Origin of the sequence: Ensifer sp. ENS02 (assembly GCF_014851885.1) — a bacterium.
GTDB classification, from domain to species: domain Bacteria; phylum Pseudomonadota; class Alphaproteobacteria; order Rhizobiales; family Rhizobiaceae; genus Ensifer; species Ensifer adhaerens.
The window spans coordinates 411,524-429,702 of sequence record NZ_JACVAO010000002.1 but is presented as its reverse complement, the minus strand read 5'-3'; the positions used below and the strand labels follow the sequence as shown (position 1 = coordinate 429,702).

The 18,179-nt window shown below is 62.5% G+C and carries 21 protein-coding genes and 1 pseudogene; 16 read left to right on the top strand and 6 right to left on the bottom strand.

The genetic code is table 11. The annotated features are described in order from the left end of the window. Positions 1 to 390 precede the first annotated feature (390 nt). The 8 genes from IB262_RS06645 to mucR all read left to right on the top strand — a co-directional run bounded on the left by IB262_RS06645 (position 391) and on the right by mucR (position 7,156). Positions 391 to 2,751, top strand: a complete 2,361-nt coding sequence (locus tag IB262_RS06645) for a putative monovalent cation/H+ antiporter subunit A (RefSeq protein ID WP_112770405.1) — start codon at positions 391 to 393, stop codon at positions 2,749 to 2,751. Beyond that, positions 2,748 to 3,167, top strand: a complete 420-nt coding sequence (locus tag IB262_RS06640; protein ID WP_034789325.1) for a Na(+)/H(+) antiporter subunit B — start codon at positions 2,748 to 2,750, stop codon at positions 3,165 to 3,167. The genes IB262_RS06645 and IB262_RS06640 overlap by 4 nt, the downstream gene beginning before the upstream one ends. Next, positions 3,167 to 3,544 (top strand): Na+/H+ antiporter subunit C, encoded by a 378-nt coding sequence (locus IB262_RS06635; protein WP_060604062.1) that lies wholly within the window; start codon positions 3,167 to 3,169, stop codon positions 3,542 to 3,544. The genes IB262_RS06640 and IB262_RS06635 overlap by 1 nt, the downstream gene beginning before the upstream one ends. Before the next feature lie 7 nt (positions 3,545 to 3,551). After that, entirely contained in the window at positions 3,552 to 5,114 is a 1,563-nt protein-coding gene (locus IB262_RS06630; protein ID WP_112975638.1) for a Na+/H+ antiporter subunit D, read from the top strand. Then, a complete protein-coding gene (locus IB262_RS06625; protein ID WP_034789330.1) occupies positions 5,111 to 5,587 on the top strand; it encodes a Na+/H+ antiporter subunit E in 477 nt (158 codons plus the stop codon). Before IB262_RS06630 ends, IB262_RS06625 begins: the two co-directional genes overlap by 4 nt. Next, entirely contained in the window at positions 5,584 to 5,967 is a 384-nt protein-coding gene (locus IB262_RS06620; protein WP_112975637.1) for a cation:proton antiporter, read from the top strand. The genes IB262_RS06625 and IB262_RS06620 overlap by 4 nt, the downstream gene beginning before the upstream one ends. Further along, entirely contained in the window at positions 5,964 to 6,323 is a 360-nt protein-coding gene (gene mnhG, locus IB262_RS06615; RefSeq protein ID WP_060516217.1) for a monovalent cation/H(+) antiporter subunit G, read from the top strand. Before IB262_RS06620 ends, mnhG begins: the two co-directional genes overlap by 4 nt. A gap of 401 nt (positions 6,324 to 6,724) precedes the next feature. Then, positions 6,725 to 7,156 (top strand): exopolysaccharide biosynthesis transcriptional regulator MucR, encoded by a 432-nt coding sequence (mucR, locus tag IB262_RS06610; protein WP_034789336.1) that lies wholly within the window; start codon positions 6,725 to 6,727, stop codon positions 7,154 to 7,156. 132 nt (positions 7,157 to 7,288) lie between these two features. Here mucR and IB262_RS06605 read toward each other — a convergent pair whose 3' ends face one another. The 3 genes from IB262_RS06605 to IB262_RS06595 all read right to left on the bottom strand — a co-directional run bounded on the left by IB262_RS06605 (position 7,289) and on the right by IB262_RS06595 (position 9,229). After that, positions 7,289 to 7,711, bottom strand: a complete 423-nt coding sequence (locus tag IB262_RS06605; RefSeq protein WP_034789482.1) for a SufE family protein — start codon at positions 7,709 to 7,711, stop codon at positions 7,289 to 7,291. 174 nt (positions 7,712 to 7,885) lie between these two features. Beyond that, entirely contained in the window at positions 7,886 to 8,596 is a 711-nt protein-coding gene (locus IB262_RS06600) for a hypothetical protein (protein WP_112770402.1), read from the bottom strand. A gap of 186 nt (positions 8,597 to 8,782) precedes the next feature. Then, a complete protein-coding gene (locus tag IB262_RS06595) occupies positions 8,783 to 9,229 on the bottom strand; it encodes a DUF5330 domain-containing protein (protein WP_060604068.1) in 447 nt (148 codons plus the stop codon). A 641-nt stretch (positions 9,230 to 9,870) separates the two neighbouring features. Here IB262_RS06595 and IB262_RS06590 point away from each other — a divergent pair. The 5 genes and pseudogenes from IB262_RS06590 to IB262_RS36650 all read left to right on the top strand — a co-directional run bounded on the left by IB262_RS06590 (position 9,871) and on the right by IB262_RS36650 (position 13,797). Beyond that, entirely contained in the window at positions 9,871 to 11,436 is a 1,566-nt protein-coding gene (locus tag IB262_RS06590) for a HAMP domain-containing sensor histidine kinase (protein WP_082566257.1), read from the top strand. Continuing rightward, positions 11,408 to 12,370, top strand: a complete 963-nt coding sequence (locus tag IB262_RS06585) for a peptidoglycan-binding domain-containing protein (protein WP_060584318.1) — start codon at positions 11,408 to 11,410, stop codon at positions 12,368 to 12,370. Before IB262_RS06590 ends, IB262_RS06585 begins: the two co-directional genes overlap by 29 nt. Before the next feature lie 78 nt (positions 12,371 to 12,448). After that, positions 12,449 to 12,808: a DUF1491 family protein gene (locus IB262_RS06580; protein WP_192493484.1), complete on the top strand. Its 360-nt coding sequence runs from the start codon at positions 12,449 to 12,451 to the stop codon at positions 12,806 to 12,808. Between the two features lie 65 nt (positions 12,809 to 12,873). Continuing rightward, positions 12,874 to 13,080 (top strand): annotated as a pseudogene (locus IB262_RS36655) (MerR family transcriptional regulator); the annotation flags it as partial. Positions 13,081 to 13,239: 159 nt separating this feature from the next. Next, positions 13,240 to 13,797 carry a hypothetical protein gene (locus tag IB262_RS36650; RefSeq protein ID WP_348646560.1) on the top strand — a complete coding sequence of 186 codons (558 nt, stop codon included), beginning with the start codon at positions 13,240 to 13,242 and terminating at the stop codon, positions 13,795 to 13,797. A 62-nt stretch (positions 13,798 to 13,859) separates the two neighbouring features. Here IB262_RS36650 and IB262_RS06570 read toward each other — a convergent pair whose 3' ends face one another. Continuing rightward, the gene (locus IB262_RS06570; RefSeq protein ID WP_112975670.1) at positions 13,860 to 14,933 is read right to left on the bottom strand and encodes a DUF2336 domain-containing protein; all 1,074 of its coding nucleotides are present in this window, start codon (positions 14,931 to 14,933) and stop codon (positions 13,860 to 13,862) included. 294 nt (positions 14,934 to 15,227) lie between these two features. Between IB262_RS06570 and IB262_RS06565 the strand changes: the two genes are divergently transcribed. The 3 genes from IB262_RS06565 (at position 15,228) to IB262_RS06555 (ending at position 16,861) form a co-directional block, all read left to right on the top strand. Beyond that, the gene (locus IB262_RS06565) at positions 15,228 to 15,929 is read left to right on the top strand and encodes an SH3 domain-containing protein (RefSeq protein ID WP_112975635.1); all 702 of its coding nucleotides are present in this window, start codon (positions 15,228 to 15,230) and stop codon (positions 15,927 to 15,929) included. Between the two features lie 156 nt (positions 15,930 to 16,085). Next, the gene (locus IB262_RS06560) at positions 16,086 to 16,367 is read left to right on the top strand and encodes a hypothetical protein (RefSeq protein WP_060516210.1); all 282 of its coding nucleotides are present in this window, start codon (positions 16,086 to 16,088) and stop codon (positions 16,365 to 16,367) included. A 323-nt stretch (positions 16,368 to 16,690) separates the two neighbouring features. Continuing rightward, a complete protein-coding gene (locus tag IB262_RS06555) occupies positions 16,691 to 16,861 on the top strand; it encodes a hypothetical protein (RefSeq protein ID WP_164475067.1) in 171 nt (56 codons plus the stop codon). Positions 16,862 to 17,043: 182 nt separating this feature from the next. On the opposite strand, the gene IB262_RS06550 is transcribed toward IB262_RS06555, so the two are convergent. Both IB262_RS06550 and IB262_RS06545 read right to left on the bottom strand, forming a co-directional pair. Then, entirely contained in the window at positions 17,044 to 17,589 is a 546-nt protein-coding gene (locus IB262_RS06550; RefSeq protein WP_060516209.1) for a hypothetical protein, read from the bottom strand. Continuing rightward, complete coding sequence (locus IB262_RS06545; protein WP_060604076.1) at positions 17,582 to 18,169, bottom strand: DUF1214 domain-containing protein; 588 nt, start codon at positions 18,167 to 18,169, stop codon at positions 17,582 to 17,584. Before IB262_RS06545 ends, IB262_RS06550 begins: the two co-directional genes overlap by 8 nt. Between the last annotated feature and the right edge of the window lie 10 nt (positions 18,170 to 18,179).

Genomic DNA, 18,179 nt, shown 5'->3' with positions numbered 1-18,179 from the left:
TGTTCCGTGCCTGTCGTTATCGATACTGAAGCGGGCAACCGCTTCTGAGCCGTTGCAAGGTCTGCCGGCGGAGGCTTCTGGTCGGTTCGCTCTGAATTGAGAAAGTCTGCAAATACAACTATCACGTCTTGCAGTTCCGTTTCCAGAATGTTCGATCTATCCCCCGCCGCCCGATGAATATTTTGCTAACAGCATTTTAATTGTTGTTGGCGGACACCGCGTAAATCGCGCGAATCTGGTAATGCAAGGCTTCCGCTTCGGTTCGTCCGGCCGAACTGACGGATATATAACGCCGATTTTATCCGGATAAGGCTTGAGACCCCAACACCCTTCTTTTATGTCGGGAGTCCGATCGATCATACGATGAAATAAAAGGAGCAGGCCAGGACGATGGATGTTGCGGCCCTGACATTTCTGGCCCTCGCACTGCCTTTCGTCGCGGCATTGCTCGCGCCGCTTCTGACACGTCTTCTCGGGCACAACGCCGCTTGGGTGCTTGCGCTGTTTCCCTTGGCGATCGTGCTGCATTTTATCGGCTTCTGGCCGGAAGTCGCCAAGGGCGAGGTGGTTACGGGCGGCTATGCCTGGATACCCTCGTTCAACGTCAGCTTTTCCTGGCTGATCGACGGCCTGTCGCTCACATTTGTCCTGCTGATTGCCGGCATCGGCGCGCTGATCGTGCTCTATTCCGGCGGCTATCTGAAAGGCCACCCGCAGCAGGGGCGGTTCTTTTCCTTCATCCTGATGTTCATGGGCTCGATGCTCGGGGTCGTCGTCTCCGACAGCTTCCTGATGCTCTTTGTGTTCTGGGAACTGACCTCGATCACCTCGTTCCTGCTGATCGGCTTCGATCATTCGCGCGAGGCGGCAAGGCGTGCAGCCCTGCAGGCGCTGGTCGTAACCGGAGGCGGGGGCCTGTTCCTACTTGCCGGACTGCTGATCATCTGGAACGTCAGCGGCGTCACCCAGCTCTCGCTGCTGTCTGCCTTCGGGCCGGAGATGCGCGAAAGCCCGTTCTATCTGGCGGCGCTGCTCCTGGTACTTGGCGGCGCCTTTACCAAGTCGGCCCAGTTCCCCTTCCATTTCTGGCTGCCGAACGCGATGGAAGCCCCGACGCCCGTCTCGGCCTATCTGCATTCGGCGACCATGGTGAAGGCCGGTGTCTATCTCCTGATGCGGCTGAACCCGGTGCTCGGCGGCACACCCGAATGGCAGATCCTTTTGCCGCTCTTCGGCGGCGCCACACTCGTCATCGGCGCGGCGCTCGCTTGCCGCCAGACTGACCTGAAGCTGATGCTCGCCTACACGACGATGGCGTCCCTCGGCCTGCTAGTCATGCTGACAGGGCTTGGCGCACCCCACGCGATCGAAGCGGCGGTGCTCTATCTTGTCGCCCATTCGCTGTTCAAAGGCGCCCTGTTCATGGTCGCCGGCATCATCGACCACGAGACCGGCACGCGCGACGTGACGAGGCTCGGGGGGCTTCGCTCCGCCATGCCGCTCACCTTCGTCATAGCGCTTGCCGCGGCATTCTCGATGGGCGGGCTGTTTCCCTTCTTCGGCTTCATCGCCAAGGAGGAGATCTACTACGCACTCTCAGGCTTCGATCGCCGTTCCCTGGTCTTTGCCGCGATTGCGATCCTCGGCAATGCACTGATGTTCGCGGTGGCCTTTGCCGTCGCGCTCAAGCCGTTCGTCGGTGCAAAGATCGAGACGCCGAAGGCGGCCCACGAGGCTCCGATCTTGCTCTGGCTCGGGCCGGCGCTGCTTGCCGCCAAGGGGCTCTCCGCGGCGCTGCTTTCCGGACTGACGCATGAACTGGTATCGACGCCGATGGCGTCGGCGATCGCGGGCGAACCCCGTGCGGTCACGATTTCGGTCGTTCCTCACGTCGGCTTGCCCTTGATCATGTCGATCGTGACCGCAGTCATCGGCATCGGCTTTTATCTGAAGCTCGACCGTGTGCGTGCCTTCATGGCGACGATCCTTGCCGATATCGGCTGGGGTCCGGATCGTGGCTTCGACCAGTTCATCCGCGGGCTCGTTCGTTTCTCCGTCACACTGACCCGCCGGCTGCAATCCGGGCGCCTCGAAGTCTACATGACCGCGACCTTCATCCTCATTGCCTTCGTGCTTTTGGTCGTGCCGATCGCCTATGGCGAGTTCCCGCGCGCGCCGTTCTTTGCCGCCGACGTGCCGCTGCATGAATTGGCGATCATGGCGATCGCGGTCATCGGCCTCATCGCCGTGGTGCTTGCTGCCGACCGGTTGACCGCCATCGTTTCGCTCGGCATCCAGGGCTTTGCCGTCGCGGTCATCTTCCTGCTCTATGGCGCGCCGGATCTGGCCTTCACCCAGTTCATGATCGAGACGCTTTCGGTCGTCGTCCTTGCGCTTGTGATGACGCGGCTCCGGTTGTCGCCATCGGACCATCGTCCGCTTGCGCAAAAAATCCCGGATGTCGCGATCGCCCTTGCCTGCGGTCTCGGCTTCGGGCTGATGCTGTTGAAGGTGACGGGTGTACCCTTCGATGCGACGCTCACCGACTTCTTCAATCTCTACTCGAAGTCGATCGCCCACGGCGCCAATGTGGTGAACGTCATCATCGTCGATTTCCGCGGCACGGACACGCTGGGCGAGATCGCAGTGGTGATGGTCACGGGTCTTGCGATCCTGTCCTTGGTTCGCTTGAGGGCGGGTTCGCTTCGACGCGTCGCCGATAACGATCCGGATGCGGAGGAACGCGCATGAAGTCGGTGATTTTCCGCGCCGTCGCGCCGTTCCTGACGAGCCTCATGGTGCTTTTTTCGATCTTCGTCCTGTTGCGCGGCCACAACGAGCCGGGCGGCGGTTTCATCGGCGGCTTGATCGCGGTGTCGGCGCTGGCGATCTACGGCATCGCCTGCGGTGTCGAGACGGTGCGCCGTGCGATCTATTTCCACCCGATGGCGATTGCCGGGGCAGGCCTCCTGGCCGCGACGGTCGCCGGCCTGATCTCGATCGCCGCCCGCGTTCCCTTCATGACCGGCCTTTGGGTCTATCCCTCGGTGCTCGGCCTGGAAGTGCCGCTCTCGACGGTGATGCTGTTTGATTGCGGCGTTTATCTCGTGGTCGTCGGCGCGATCAGTTCGATTGCGCTTTCGCTCGAAGAGCGGGGAGGCGAATGATGGAAGCCTGGTTCGCTCTGCTCGTCGGCATCTTCTTCACGGTCGCCGTCTATCTGCTCCTGTCGAAGTATGTCATCCGGGTGCTGCTTGGCGTTGCCATCCTCGGAAATGCCGTCAACCTCCTGATCTTTACCGGTGGCCGGCTCACGCGTGGCATCCCGCCGGTCGTTCCCAGCCACAAGGATGCGCTCGTCGGCCCCGCCGCCAACGCCCTGCCGCAGGCGCTGATCCTGACGGCGATCGTCATCTCCTTCTCCTTTTTCGCGTTCCTGCTGGTTCTTGCGTGGCGGGCATACGAGCAGCTGCAAACCGACAATACCGACGAGATGCGCGTTGCCGAGCCGAAGGACGAGCCGGCCGCGCCGCTTGGATACTGACCGACCCATGGCCGCTACAACCTCTCCCCCCGCAGATCTCTCCGCCGCGCTCGTGCTCGAGCCCGTCGCGTCTGCCGACTGGCTGGTCATCCTGCCAGTTGCCTGGTGCCTCGCAATCGGCGCGCTGCTCGTGATGCTGCGCCGGAAAATTGATTGGCATCCCTACATCGCGGTTGCCGGCCTGGCCGGGCTCGTCATCATCGACGCGCTCCTACTTCGCCATGTCCTTGCAAGCGGACCGGTAACGATGGTCATGGGGCGCTGGCTGCCGCCTTTCGGCATCGCCTTCACCGTCGACCTGACCGGCGCGCTCTTTGCTTTGACGGCCTCCGTCGTGGCGCTTGCCGGCGGCGTCTATTCGCTCGCCGACATCAACGACAGCGGCCGGCGCTACGGCTTCTATCCGTTCCTGATGCTGCTGATGGCCGGCGTCTCCGGCGCCTTTCTGACCGGCGATATCTTCAATCTCTATGTCTGGTTCGAGGTGTTGCTGATCTCGTCCTTCGGCCTGATCGTGCTCGGCTCCGAACGCGAACAGATCGACGGAGCGGTGAAATACGGCTTCCTCAACCTGGTCGCGACGACCCTGTTCCTGATCACGACCGGCTATCTCTATGCGAGCTTCGGCACGCTCAACATGGCCGACATTGCCCGCAAGGCCGAGGGGCTCGCGGGTACGGCGCCGCTGATGACGCTGACGGCGCTGTTCGTGCTTGCCTTCGGCATGAAGGCTGCTGCCTTTCCGGTGAACTTCTGGCTGCCGGCGTCCTATCATACGCCGCGCGTGGTCGTGTCGGCGCTCTTTGCCGGTCTGCTTACCAAGGTCGGGATCTACGCCTTGATCCGCGTTACCGTCATGCTGCTGCCGGTCGAGCGCGAAGAACTGAGCTTCGTCATCGCCATTGCCGGCGCGCTGACGATGCTCGTCGGCGTTCTGGGCGCGTTGGCGCAGACGGATTTCCGCCGCATGCTCGGCTATCTCGTCGTCTCCGGCATCGGCTCGATCCTTGCGGGTGTCGCCGTCGGCGGCCCGGGCGGCATCGGCGGCGCGATCTTCTACGCGCTGCATTCGATGCTCGTCATGACCGCGCTTTATCTCGCGTCCGGTGTCGCGGCGAGGCTCGGCGGCAGCTTCTCGCTTGTCTCTCTGGCGGGCCTCTATCGCCGCCATGCCGGTTTCGCGGCGCTGACGCTCATGCTTGCCTTCGCCGTCTCCGGCCTGCCGCCGTTCTCCGGCTTCTGGCCCAAGGTGATGCTGGTCAAGGCGGCGCTCGATATCGGCGCCTGGTGGCTGGCGGCCGTCCTGCTTCTGACCGGCTTCCTGACGACCATCGTCACCGGCCGCTTCTTCCTGCTCGCCTATTGGCGTGATGCGGCCTCTGGTGAGGGCGGCGCTGCGTCTACGACGATCGCGCCGGCGGCACTTCTGCCGCTTGCAGCCTTGACTGTGCTGGCGCTCGCGATCGGTCTTTATCCGGAGCCGTTGCTTGCCATGGTTCAGAGTGCAGCGGCGGGCCTTTCCGAGCCGTCGGCCTACCTGGACTCGGTCTTCCCGGGAGGTGCCCCGTGACCAAGTTCCTGACCATCAATCTCGTGTTCACGGCGATCTGGGGCGCCATCAGCGCCAGCTTCTCGCCGGCCAACCTGATCCTCGGTTTTGCCGTCGGAGCACTGTCGCTCTTTCTCATCCGGCGCGAGCTTCAGCCGGTTGCCTACCCTGTGCGCCCGATCAAGCTTTTCCTGCTGACGGCGCTGTTCTTCAAGGAACTGGCAATCTCGGCGACCAAGGTCGCCTTGCTGGTCATTCAGCCGAAGATGGTGTTGAAGCCCGGCATCTTCGCCTATCCGCTGACGGTCAAGAGCGACTTCGAAATCGCGCTGCTGGCCAATCTCATCACGCTGACGCCGGGAACGCTGTCAGTTGACGTCTCCGACGACCGCCGCACGCTCTATGTTCATGCGCTCGACTGCGCCGATCCGGGCGGTCTCAGGCGCGATATCGCCAATGGCTTCGAGCGCCGGATCAAGGAGGCCTTCGAATGACCCTGTCGGCGCAGATCCTCGCCCTTGCCACCGGCTTTGCCTTTGTCGTCCTGTCCGTAGCGCTTCTGATAACGGTCTGGCGCATCATCCGCGGCCCGACATTGCCGGATCGGGTACTCGGCCTCGATATGCTGGTGGCGATCGCCATCGGCCTCATCGCCGTCGTCGCCATCCGCACCGGCTTCAACCTTTACATCGACATTGCCATCGCGCTCGGCCTTGTCGGTTTCCTGGCAACGGTCGCCTTCGCCCGCTTCGTCCTCGCGCGCGGCCTCTCGCCAGAGAGGGCGGCTGTCGAAGGGGGCGCGGTGCAGGTCAAACGCGCGTCGGCGACGAGAGGCAAATCGACGCAGCGCATGCGCAAGGGGGGACGCCGATGAACCCGGTCCTCGATATTGCCGTCACCCTGCTGGTCGCCGTTCTGTTGGTCGTCGGCGCGATCTTTTCGCTGCTGGCGGCGATCGGCATCATCCGTTTCCCCGATCTCTATACGCGCATGCATGCGGCCTCCAAGGCCGGCACGATCGGATCGGGCCTGTTGCTTCTGGCCGCAGGCGTGCATTCTCTCGATCCGGCCATCTTGATTCGCGCGCTCGCAGGCTTCTTTTTCTTCGTTCTGACTGCGCCGATCTCGGCTCATCTCCTGGCAAAAGCCGCACATCAGGTAGGTTACAGGCTGACAAAGCTGTCTGTCATAGATCAGCTTCCGCAAAAGGAAGAGCCGCGTCGCGACTGATCGACGACAGTTCTGAAACTGTATTTCAGAACATTACGATCGAGTGTGGCCATTTTAGCAATTTGGAGATAAACTTGCTAAGTGTCGCTAAATTTATGTTTGGATTTTTCGCGCATCGATGTTAATCGAGTAAATGTAAAGTGTCGTCGTGGAAAATACTTTGATCTGAAATTCCAGCTTGAGTTGTGAATGCTGATTGTTGCTTTGAGAGTTCGGTCGTCACCGGTGACTCGGCAGCAGGTTTTATAATCAAATTCCAGCTCTTGATATCGCGGCCGGTGTTTCTCCTTGCCGCGTTGATGGTCCATCCCAAGGCAGCCAAGGCTTCCTGACGGCTCTTGCAAGCGTTCCTCCCCCGAAACGCCGTTTCGGGTTGTGCTTAAGTCCGATAGGAGAAAGAAATGACTGAAACAGCGCTTGGCGCGAGCCATGAACTTCTGGTTGAGCTGACGGCGGAAATCGTTGCCGCTTACGTCAGCAATCATGTGGTTCCGGTCGCCGAGCTTTCCACGCTGATCGCAGATGTGCATTCGGCGCTGAACAACACGGCGGCTCCCGCGCCGGTCGTCATCCCCGTCGAAAAGCCGAAGCCGGCCGTATCGGTCCGCAAGTCCGTTCAGGACGACCAGATCACCTGCCTCGAATGCGGCGGCACCTTCAAGTCGCTGAAGCGCCACCTGATGACCCACCACAATCTGTCGCCGGAAGAATACCGCGAGAAGTGGGACCTGCCGACCGATTACCCGATGGTTGCGCCCGCCTATGCGGAAGCACGTTCGCGCCTCGCCAAGGAAATGGGTCTCGGCCAGCGCCGCAAGCGTCGCGGCAAGTAAGACTGGTCGTCCCGCGGGCCCAATTGCTCCGCGCATGGCGGATATAGGCATGTTCACAAAGGCCGGGCCAGAGTGTCCGGCCTTTGTGTTTCGATGGCAATGGAGAAGGTCGTGCGTCCGGCCCCGCGCTGTTCAAGCCGCCAGGCGAAGCTCCGCCTCGTTCTTGATGCGGCGGATCATCGAGCGCAGACCGTTGGCGCGCTGGGTCGACAGATGCTCGATCAGGCCGATCTTGCCGAAGGTGTCGATCGCATCGATCCGGGCGATGTCGGAGGCATGTTTGCCGGAGTAGATGGCAAGCACGATGGCGACGAGCCCGCGCACGATATGGGCGTCGGACTCGCCCTCGAAATTAAGGACGGGATCCTCGGGATTGCCGGCCGCATTGGTGACGAGCCAGACTTGGCTGGCACAACCCTGAACCTTGTTTTCCTGCGTGCGCTTGGCCTCGGGCATTTCCGGCAGCGCTTTGCCGAGCTCGATCACATAGCGATAGCGATCCTCCCATTCTTCAAGAAAGGCGAAATCGTCGATGATCTGGTCGAGCGTCGTCATGGTCCGGTCCATTCGTCGGGAGATTATAGGCTCGCCGGTCCTTGCCGCGAACACTTTCATTCCTGTTCTTGCCCGCCGCTTTCACGCGCTCGAGCTTTCAGCCTTCATATAGGCGATGGCAGAGCCATTGAGAACCGGCAAATATACGACGGATGCGGAGCACCTATCTCTTGGTCAGACCGAGATGCTTGTCGGGATACTGATTGAAAAGGTCACGTTGCCGCCAGCGCCCTCGATATTGCCGGTGGCGGCCGAAAGCGACTGGCCGGCGGTCCGGGCCTCATCCGCATCGCGGCCGGATCCCTTGGCGCGTAATTCCTGCTCCGCCTTGCGCAGCAGTTGCTTCACTTGTTCGGCAACGGATTTGAGTTCGGCTGCCACCTTCGCCAGGGGATCGGAGCCGCCGTCATCCCCGCCGAATTCGCGATAGGCACGCTCGGCAAAGCTTGTCCGTTCCGAAGAGGGCTCAGCCTCACCGCCGGCCACGGGGGCATCGGTTTGCGCGCTGGACGCATCTGCTTGCACGGTGCCGGCATCGGCAAGCACGGCTGCGGCCGAGGCGGATGCGACGCCGCTTGCCGCTCCCCCGCCGCCGGCGCCGGCCAGCTGCTGGGCGGCCGTGCCGAGCTGTTGTGCAAGCTGCTTGGCGAGCCTTGCAAGCGTTTCCGGGTCCGATGCGAAGAACCGGAGCATGCGGAGCTGCTCCTTGACTTCGTCGAGCTTCTTTTTAGCGGCAGCGGCGCGGTTCGCAGCACTTTCGTCATCGCGGCCAAGAAGCAGGGCGGTCGAGGCAGGGCTCTTGCTTTCGCCAACTGCGCCGGGGGCGGCGCCGGACGCCGCCGGGCGTGTCACGCTGGCGTTCGAGAAAAGCCCATAAATCTGCATTGTCTGCCTCCAGCCGTCGGTGCGGCGGACCTAAGCAGGCAGGGCTTGCGTGTGGCTGTGCGGCGAGAAAATCAGCGGTTGCGGGTGCAAGAAAAGAAAACGCCGCGAGGGGATGGGATCCTCGCGGCGGCCGCAACGGGACGGCAAGTCAGGCAGTAAGTCAGGAATGTGCAGGATGCGGCGCGGTCACTGGATAACGGCAGCCTTGGGGTCGAGGCGCTTTTCCGGAACCGGGGTGCGCTTGAAGACGGGTTCGGCGTCGAGGGTGCTGACCTCGGTCGCCGGAGCTGCCACGTCGGCAGCCGGCGTGACCGTACCGGTCGTCACCTTGGCATCCGGCGTCGTGGCATCGGTTTCGGCAAACTGTGTGTCGAGGAATTCGTAGGCGATGCGGGCGCCTTCGCGGGCTCGGTGGCCGAGGGCAACGAAGGTTTCGGCACCCTTCTGGCAGACATCTGGCTTCTGGATGCAGATGGCGCTGATGTATTGGAACGCCTCATTGGCAGCAGAGAAGGTGTCGCCGAGTTCTACTTTCGGGGCGTGTTCGAGTTTCTGCGCGCTCGAAGGGTCGAGGAACGGCAGCAACACCAGTACCAGCGAAAACCAGAATGTCGCCTTGATGAGAAACCACATGTTCTGCCCATCCTTCGTTCGGCTGCCGCGGCCCGCCAGTCTTGTAGCCGGCTTTTGCACCTTCGACATCCCGCAGCGCCGTGGTATCCCCTGATACCCGTTCACGCCACCTTCTAATCCTTGGAGCCTGCCGGCGTTCTCTTGGTGCCCGGCCCCTTGTTGAGATCGACATTACGGCGGGAATCACAAGACGGCTTTTCGAAATCGAGCGGCATTTGCTTCAAATTTTAATGAAATGCCGGTGTCCGGCGATTTGCAGGGCATTTGTGTCGCATTTTAGCGTTCGCCGTTAAGGTTCGTGGCAGAGCCGGGCGCGGCAACCTCGAAGGCAGCGGCAATCGCACGCCAAAAGCCGCGCCACAATCGTTAACACAGTGCAGAAAATGCACAGAAATCCGTTGCTTACGCCCCATTAACCACAAGAAATGAAGGTCGCCCGATTTGGCTCAAAACGGGATTTTTCGACCGTTTCGCACGGTTCCGGCACGGCCGCGTTTATTCTTTCATTAAGCCGGGGATGCGAGATTCCGACATGTCACGAGGCGGCTTGAGTCTCGATCCAAAGGGTCGTGAAAACAGAGAGCGTCGGCCTCGCAAGAACAACAAATGTAGCAGGGTAAAGCGTGAGCGTATTGCGTAACATGGCTGGCAGATGGACGTCCCGTGTGGACGAGGTCGCGGCCCTGTGGCTTCCCCGTCGTGAGGCGTCTTCGCCGGCCGATCTCCGCCATGCGAAGCGTTTGCGCACGCTGGCAGCGGTTTCCCTGACGGCCCTGCCGGTGGTGCCGCTTGCCCTGTCGCTCGCCATGCCCGTGTCTTCGGCTCTTCCTTTGGGCACCGCTCTTTGGGCCTCGGCCTCGCTGCTTGCGGCTGCCGGCGCGATTGTTCGCGGCCGCGCGCCGGAAGAGGTGGCACCGCCATTGGAGCCGGTCGTTCCGGATCTGTCTGCCGCCTATGACCTCTTTGCGGGTCTGGTGACTGTGCATGATCTGCGCGGCAACGTGCTTTCCGTGCACGGCCGCGACGCGGCCGAGCATCTGACCCTGATGCGCGATCCAGCGGGCCGGGGTTTCATCGAGCAGATCCACATATCCGATCGCATCACCTTCCTGAGCGCGATCGACATTCTTCGCCAGGGCGGCGACCGGGCGACGGTCGACATCCGCATCGAGCGGCGCACGCTGCCGATCGAAGGCGAACAGTTTGTCTATATGTCCTGTGAGCTGGCGCCGCTGCGCGACGACAATGGCCGGCTGGTCGCGATCCTCGCTCAGTCGCGTGATGTCTCGCAAGAAGCGGGCCTGCGCGCCGAAGCTGCGGCCAGAACAGCCGAGGCGGTATCGGCAAACGATGCCAAGACGCGCTTCCTTGCCGCCGTCAGCCACGAACTGCGCACGCCGCTGAATGCCATTCTCGGCTTTTCCGACGTGCTTGCCGGCGAGTATTTCGGCAAGCTCGAGAACGATCGCCAGCGCGAATATGTGGGCCTGATCCATAAGTCCGGCGAGCACCTGCTTTCCGTCGTCAACACCATGCTCGACATGAGCAAGATCGAAGCCGGTCGCTACGAGCTGATGCCCGAGCCCTTCGGTGTGGCCGAAGCCGTTTCCGCCTGCGAGGCGATGTTGTCGCACCAGGCCACGGAAAAGGGCGTGAAGCTTGCAAGCCGCATCACCCGCGGCATCGGCGAGATCAACGCAGACCAGCGCGCCTTCCAGCAGATCCTCATCAATCTGGTCGGCAATGCCATCAAGTTCACCGATCAGGGCGGCGTCGTCACGATCGATGCGGAGGCCGACGGCGCGATGCTGAAGCTTTCCGTCAGCGATACCGGCATCGGGATTGCGGCCGACAAGCTGGCGCTGCTTGGTCAACCTTTTGTCCAGATCCAGAACGATTATACTCGCCGCTACGAAGGCACCGGCCTTGGCCTCTCGCTGGTCAAGGGTCTGGTGGCGTTGCACGGCGGAGAGCTTTCCATCCGTAGCCGCGAAGGCGAGGGTACCGTCATCGTCGTCACGCTGCCGCGTGATGGCTCCGGTATCGCCTGCGCGGAGCAGGAAGAAGCGCGTACGCCGGTGACGGTGGAATTTCCACCGCGCCTGAAGGATTGTGATGTCGCCCCGGCCGCCGAAGGGGGGCGGTTCGAGGGGAAAAGCTTGAACGAGGAACGGGGATATGGCACCGCGCAAGCGAAAACAGCCTGACCGGAAAAAGGCTGCGCGGCAAACGCCCGGCCTGGCCGTGCGCGGGCTGGTCCTTGCCGGACGGGGTGCTGGGCTTGCCGGTCGTCTGATGGCGCGCCATCCGTTGGTGTCCGGTGGCTCGGCCGCCTTCCTCGTCGTGTTCTCCTTCGTTGCGGCCAATGCCATGTGGTATCAGCACGGCACGCACCCGTCGCCGCTGTTGCGCACCCGCGTCCCGCTCGTCAGCGCCGAAACGGCGCAGCGAATCGCCATCGCCAAGGGCGAGGAGATCGAGCCGCGAAAGGTGACCACCTTCGTTATCGAGCGCGAGGGTGAGGCAAAGGCTGAAAACGTCGAGGATGTGATCGCGTCTGCCTCCGCGGACGTGGCGTCGGAAAAGCCGTCGCCCGAACGGGTCGCGAGCGTGCCGGATCCGGCGCAGTCGAAGCTTGTCTCCGAGATCCAGAAGGAATTGGGCCGGATCGGCCTTTATGACGGCGCGCCGGACGGACGGAGCGGTCCGCGCACGGCAGCAGCGATCCTGCGGTTCGAGGAGCGGGCGGGTCGCACGGGAACCGGCGCGGCGAGCGTCGAGCTGCTGCAGGCCTTGAAGTCTGCACCGGCTGAAAAGGCCGCCGCGGTTCCGGCTGGACGGCCGCTTTCCGAAACGAAGGGCGGGGGCGTGGAAATCGATCCGGTCGCTGCGGCCATCCGCTCGGCCGAGAAGGAAAGCACCTTCGTTCCGCGCGCGGAAATTCCGGTATCGAGCGAACTGGTGCTGAACATCCAGAAGGGTCTCAGCAACCTTGCCTATGCGGACGTGGCGGTCGACGGTGTTGCCGGAGAACAGACGCGGGCAGCCATTCGCCACTTCGAAAAGCACTACCGCCTGCCACAGACCGGCGAACCCAATCCCCAGGTGCTGAAGAAGCTCAAGGAAATCGGCGCGCTCTGACGCATTTAGTGCACGCTCGCGCCTGTCGTCGCTCAGCTGCGGTTTGCCTCCTTCGCTCCGCGCGTGTATCAGCCTCCCATGCGCCTGAAGTCCCACATCTTCGTCTCGTCCCTGCTGCGTCGTGCGTTTTCGCTTGGCGGCTATGCCGCGGTGCTGCGCAAGGGAGCAGAGGACGCCGGCGCGATCTTCATTCGCCAGCGGACGCGTTTGGGCACCGAGACGCTCTTTGCCCCGGCGCCGCAGAATTTCTTCGCCGACGAGATTGATCTCGGCCGCAAGTTCGAAGTGCGGCTCAACGACAGCGACGCCGAGCAGGTCGACGCGGCGCTTGCAAGCGAGATCCGCTTCGATCCGGATTGCTGGATCGTGGAGATCGAGCTGGACGACCGCGGCGATCTGTTCGAGGTCGTTGCCGAAGATGGAAAAGGCCGGCCCTGACGCCGTCTTGCCGAATGCGCCGACCTGCTTGACTCTCCACTTGGTGGAGGCGGTAGGACGCGTTTATGGACGATCAAATCTTTTCGATAGGCGAAGTTTCGAAGCTGAGCGGCGTACCGGTCAGGCGGCTTCGGTTTTACTCGGACAAGGGGTTGCTGCCACCGTCCACACGGACGGAGAGCGGTTACCGCATGTATTCCGGGGCCGACCTGGCGCGGCTGGACCTCGTCCTTGCCCTGCGTGAAGCGGGCGTGAGCCTCGCGGACATCAGCAAGATCCTGGCCAGCCGAACCTCGTTTACCGACGTTCTGGCTTTGCGGCTTCGAACGCTCGAAACGGAAATCCGGTCAAAGCGCCGGATCGCCACGGCCTTGAGAATGGCTTTGAGGATCCATGAACCCTCCCCAACGGATCTCAGGAGATTGTGGACCGTGACCAAAATTTCAAAGACGGAATTTCGTGCCGCGCTCGAGCGTTTCTATGATGACGTCGCCGGCGGCGCGCCGATGGATGCGGCGTGGAAGACGAAAATGATGGATGCCGGTACGCCGGACCTGCCGGACGACCCGACAGCCGAACAGGTCGACGCCTGGGCGGAACTGATGGAGATGCTGTCGGACAAGGCCTATGCCGCTGAGATGCGCGCCCACATGTCGGACCTGTGGACGCAGGAGTTCGATCCCGCCGCCTACGCTCAAGCCGCCGATGCCACCTTTGCGCGGGTGAGAGCGGCGATCGACAATGGCCTGGGGCCCCAGTCGGCCCTCGGCAGAGAGATCGCTGCCGAGTGGCTGGCGCAGTCGGCAAGGGCGATGAAGCGGGCTCCGGATCAGGTTTTCCTGGATTGGCAGCTCGAACAGTACCGCAAGCACCACGCCCGTTCGGCGCGTTACCAGGAATTGATGGCGGTGTTGCAGGGGCAGGCGCCGCAGGCTCCGACCGGTCGTGAGTGGAGCTGGATCATCGACGCGATGAAGCAGCTTTTCTAGGGCGGGGAGGTCGGCTCCATCGCCGAAGTTGCGAGACATGCCCGCATGAACGGCAGCATGTGTCAGCCGCGGCGGCGGCCAAATAGTCGCTGCGGCTGGCCGTTGACGGACGTTGCTGCAACTTTGCGCGGGCCGACGTGACGCGTGTCGTTTGCAGTATTTTCGGCAAAATAGGCTTCGTGCCTTGCCGCGGGCGCCGCGTCTTCGGCTTCCGCCTCGAGCCAGGCATCGAGCTGCGCGCGACAGGCGGTGCGGTCCATGGCGCCAATCAAGGCGGCGGCATGGCTGGTTTCGCCAAAGGGCTCGCGAAGATGTGGATAGAGGGCCTGAAGCACGAAGCCGGCATCGGCCACATCGACGTCGAGTGCGACCAGGCTCGTTGCCAGCATCTGTCCGGAAATATCGAGCAGGATGCGCTCGACCTGCGCATCCCTGGTGCCGAGCGCCTGACCGAGGACACGCGAGAACAGGATAATCTCGCCGCTCCTCGCAAAACGCACGAGCAGAGCGGCATGTACGTCTGTCATCGTCGCGGACGACGGCGTCTGTGGAATATTTTGCGGACGGGCGCCAGCGAGCGCCTTGATCTCGCGGCGAAGCGCCTCTTCGCGCGCTGTACGCAACGAAGCGGCTTCGTCTTCCTGGCTCGCTTGCTCTGCTGCTGCCGCTTTCACGGCGCTGCTGCGCGCTGCCAGTCCCGGCGGGTTGTGATGTTCGACGAGCGCATCGACGACGAGCGGAGAGAGGTTCGGGCGGCGGCCAATGGCGGCGGCATGTTCCGGCCCGCGCTCACGGATGATCGTTATCAGCGTCCGGTCCGCGATCGCCTTCGAACGGGTCAGGAAAATTGCCGCGATGGCGATCGGCATACCGCCGATCAGCGCTGCGACTGTCTCTGGAATTTGCTGGCATTGCGAAAGGGCGGCTGCAGCCTGCCGGCGGGCTTCGTTGCTGGAACCAAGGAAGAGCGGCTCGAACAGCTCGGCAAATTGCTTCATGTCGGACTTGCGGGGAAAACGCAGGCTTTCGAAACCGGTGACGGTCGCCATCAGGACGACGTCCTTCAAGCGGCCTGTCTGTGGCCTTTCCAACTCACGAAAGCGATCCGTCACGATAATTCCCTGCACGCAAAACATGATCGCCATTGCCGGCGATCCGGAACGGCACACGTCGCAAAAATTAGAAGAAAAGCGTTAGCGTACTGTTAACTATGGATGTTGGAGCTTTATTCAGGCTTGCGGCACACCGAGGGCGGGCGGAGCGCCTACGGATCGCCGCGCCGGCACCGCAAATCTCGGGGACATCCGCGGCCGTAGCCATAAAAAATCCACATGCTGTCATGAGTTATCGCGGCGACGGTGAAGGGCCCGGACGCCCGCCGACGTTTGGGGCCGTGTGAAGAGGGGCCTCTCCATGGGAGATATGGAACTGTGAAGAAATTTATTCTGCGCGCAGCGGCGGTCTGCGCGCTCCTTGTGGCTCCGGCGATTGCGCAGGCTGCCGAGGGTTTTGCTACCGCCAACGTCAACATGCGCTCCGGTCCGAGCACGCGCTACCCGGCGGTGTCGATGATCCCGGTGGGCGAATCAGTCGAAATCCATGGCTGCCTTGCGGATCTGCCGTGGTGCGACGTGTCGTTCTACGGCGGCCGTGGCTGGGTTGCCGGCCGTTATGTCCAGGCCGACTATCGACGCAACCGCGTCTATGTCGAACCGCGTTATTATCGCCCGCTCGGCATTCCGACGGTTGTCTTCCAGTTCGACAACTATTGGGACCGCAACTACCGCGGCCGCGATTTCTATCGTGAACGCGATCGCTGGCGCCGCGGACCGGATTGGGTCGATGACCGGCGTGATCGCCGCGATTGGGAGCGGCAGCGCGAGCGCGAGCGCCGTGACTGGGAGCGTGAGCGGCGCAGCAATCAGCGCGACTGGGAGCGCCGGGAGCGCGACGAGGACAAGTGGCGCGACGACGAATGGCGCCGTCAGCGCACGGAACGCGAGGATCGGCGTGATTGGGAACGCCGCGACGACGGCGTGCGCGTGCGGCAGGACGACGGCACCGTCTATGAGCGCGCCCGTCCGGCTCCGATGGTTCGCTGCCAGATCGACGATCCCTACTGCGAGAACTGATCCGCACACGGCGCGTCGGCGCGCCTTGTCTGATGGGAAAAAAAACGGGCGGCCCTGGTCGCCCGTTTTGCGTTTCGCGAACCTGCTTTCAACGGTTTTTGGCGGAACCAAACGCCAGCCGGCGCGTTGAGCCCGCGCAGACAAGGGAGCGTTGTAATGGTCGAAAAGAAACTGCAAGCGGTGGAAAAAGTTGCCGTGAGTGAAGCCGAATCGGACGCCCGCGCCGAGGTTGACGCACAGATCGCCGAGCTGCGCGCGGAAATCGCCCGCCTTACGGAAGCGGTCACGGCGATCGGAACGAGCACGAAAGCGGTTGTGCAGGGCGAGGCGGATCTTCTGGCTGAGCGCGTGCGCGAGCGTGTGCGCGAAGAGCCTCTGTCGACCCTGGTTGCCGTTGCGGGCGTGTCCTTCCTGTTCGGTTTGATGTCCCGGCGCTAGCGGGTGAGGCGGGTCTTCGCCCGGATTGCCGTTGTTACCTTGGATACATCGCCGGGACCGTTCGACAGACATACTGAACGCAGGTTGGGGTTGCAGATCGTTTATTAGTAATCTGTTAACCAACCTGTGGCTCAATCGAAGTGGACCCGGTATCATCGGGTCGCGTCGTGAACCAGAACAGCAACATCCGGGCGACCGGAAGAAGGAGCAAACGAGAAAGGCGCGCCTGTCCAGGAAAGATCTGGGAAAATGCGCTGGCCCGAGAAGGGCAGGGTGAAATCTGTACGGTAGTTCATCCGTCTCAAGACTTTGTGGAGACGAGCATGGCAGACGTTATCAGAATTCAGGACCGCAAGGTTCGTATACCTCCGCACCGGCCTCCGGCCATTTCGGGTGGAGCGAAAGTGCTGCTGTTCACCGGCATCCGCTACGAGCGCCTCGATCGCGACCCGCAGCCGACAGCGCCGGACGGACGCCGCATCAAGAAGCAGTGAGCCGCGGCACTCCTGCGTATTAGGCGACACAAACGGTCGCGTTCAAGACACTGTCCTTGCCCGGTTCTGCGGGCTCATCCCCCATGCACTGCTGCGCCCGACGCGGCATCGAATCATCGCCGCGCATCTCGGCGTGGATTTTCTTAGCTTGCCCCTGTTGCTCGACGACCATAGCGGATGGTCTAGCGACGGAACGGTTCGCAGGTCGATTCCGCAAGGAAGTTCCGGACCTGCTCTTCAAAGCTGTCGACCGGCGCCATCGCTCTCAGCACGGCAAAGCCATCCTGTTCCTTCATCTCGACCATGATCGATTGTGCAAGCGCCTGTGGCGGAGATTTTCGCAACTCGACCAACTGGATTGGCGTTGCGACGACAAGGTCCAGTTTGCCGTTGACCGCCGTGTGGTCGTTCATGCTGAAGACCTCGTTCGAATTGCCGTCGAAGACGGCGAGCGACCAGAACGGCACGTTGCCGCTTGCGAGGAAACGCGCCGGTCCATCCGAGATCGAGAAGCTGCAGACCGCGGTTCTCAGATAAGGATCGTCATTGGCAAGGCCAGTCGGCCCTGGTGTGCTGGTCAGCGCAAAGAAGCTGTCCATCTCCAAAAGCCCGAGGATGCGGGTATAGGCATCGCGGCCGGTGAACTGCGGCAGCGCCAGCACGATGATGATGTGCAGCAGGGCGGCGCCGACCAGGCCGAGAACTGTGGCGAAGAGCACGCTACGCATCGCCGCAACCCGTCTTGGTGATAACCGGCATGGCGAGATCGATCAGGCCGGACGAGCCGGCCGTCGGCGTATCGAGCAGCGTCAGCACCAGCCGGAACGTGCCCGAGTGGCGCACGGCCAGCCAGTTGTCGGGCCTCGCATTCGGCGACACATGGATGCTGAAGTTGCTGTTTTCGCCGCGCAGAACGCTCCAGGAATTGAGCGCCGAGGGGAGGTCGGAACCGGGCCTCAGTGGCAGGCCTTCGGCATTTGCGGCGTAAAGCGTCCAGAACCGGGCCTGCGGCGTCAGCCCCGCAACATCATAGGAGCAGGCCGCCTGAAGCTTCTCGCCCTTGCTATCGACCTGGGCACTGAACATCAGCCCTTCAGCGCCGCCATAGAGCAGTTCGCCGGCGCGCGCCCGATGTGCCTTGGCATAGGGGTCGGCATTGGCCGTCTGCGCCTCGGGAAAGGCGACCCAGGGGCCGATCGCGATCGAGCCGAAGCCGACGGTCGCTTTCAACGCCCATACCGCCGAGGCGATGCCGCCGCCGAAGGCGATGGCAAGGGTAAGCGCGACGAGGAAGGGGATTCGAAACAAGGGCGACTCT

What these genes read in the sequence shown, in the direction of transcription:
- IB262_RS06580 (WP_192493484.1), top strand. Translation starts at nt 12,449, where the DNA reads ATGCGCCTGAAGTCCCACATCTTCGTCTCGTCCCTGCTGCGTCGTGCG.
- IB262_RS06635 (WP_060604062.1), top strand. Translation starts at nt 3,167, where the DNA reads ATGGAAGCCTGGTTCGCTCTGCTCGTCGGCATCTTCTTCACGGTCGCC.
- IB262_RS06600 (WP_112770402.1), bottom strand. Translation starts at nt 8,596, where the DNA reads ATGCAGATTTATGGGCTTTTCTCGAACGCCAGCGTGACACGCCCGGCG.
- IB262_RS06560 (WP_060516210.1), top strand. Translation starts at nt 16,086, where the DNA reads ATGGTCGAAAAGAAACTGCAAGCGGTGGAAAAAGTTGCCGTGAGTGAA.
- IB262_RS06570 (WP_112975670.1), bottom strand. Translation starts at nt 14,933, where the DNA reads ATGTTTTGCGTGCAGGGAATTATCGTGACGGATCGCTTTCGTGAGTTG.
- IB262_RS06555 (WP_164475067.1), top strand. Translation starts at nt 16,691, where the DNA reads ATGGCAGACGTTATCAGAATTCAGGACCGCAAGGTTCGTATACCTCCG.
- IB262_RS06595 (WP_060604068.1), bottom strand. Translation starts at nt 9,229, where the DNA reads ATGTGGTTTCTCATCAAGGCGACATTCTGGTTTTCGCTGGTACTGGTG.
- mnhG (WP_060516217.1), top strand. Translation starts at nt 5,964, where the DNA reads ATGAACCCGGTCCTCGATATTGCCGTCACCCTGCTGGTCGCCGTTCTG.
- IB262_RS06605 (WP_034789482.1), bottom strand. Translation starts at nt 7,711, where the DNA reads ATGACGACGCTCGACCAGATCATCGACGATTTCGCCTTTCTTGAAGAA.
- IB262_RS06620 (WP_112975637.1), top strand. Translation starts at nt 5,584, where the DNA reads ATGACCCTGTCGGCGCAGATCCTCGCCCTTGCCACCGGCTTTGCCTTT.
- IB262_RS06630 (WP_112975638.1), top strand. Translation starts at nt 3,552, where the DNA reads ATGGCCGCTACAACCTCTCCCCCCGCAGATCTCTCCGCCGCGCTCGTG.
- mucR (WP_034789336.1), top strand. Translation starts at nt 6,725, where the DNA reads ATGACTGAAACAGCGCTTGGCGCGAGCCATGAACTTCTGGTTGAGCTG.
- IB262_RS06550 (WP_060516209.1), bottom strand. Translation starts at nt 17,589, where the DNA reads ATGCGTAGCGTGCTCTTCGCCACAGTTCTCGGCCTGGTCGGCGCCGCC.
- IB262_RS06590 (WP_082566257.1), top strand. Translation starts at nt 9,871, where the DNA reads ATGGCTGGCAGATGGACGTCCCGTGTGGACGAGGTCGCGGCCCTGTGG.
- IB262_RS06645 (WP_112770405.1), top strand. Translation starts at nt 391, where the DNA reads ATGGATGTTGCGGCCCTGACATTTCTGGCCCTCGCACTGCCTTTCGTC.
- IB262_RS06585 (WP_060584318.1), top strand. Translation starts at nt 11,408, where the DNA reads ATGGCACCGCGCAAGCGAAAACAGCCTGACCGGAAAAAGGCTGCGCGG.
- IB262_RS06640 (WP_034789325.1), top strand. Translation starts at nt 2,748, where the DNA reads ATGAAGTCGGTGATTTTCCGCGCCGTCGCGCCGTTCCTGACGAGCCTC.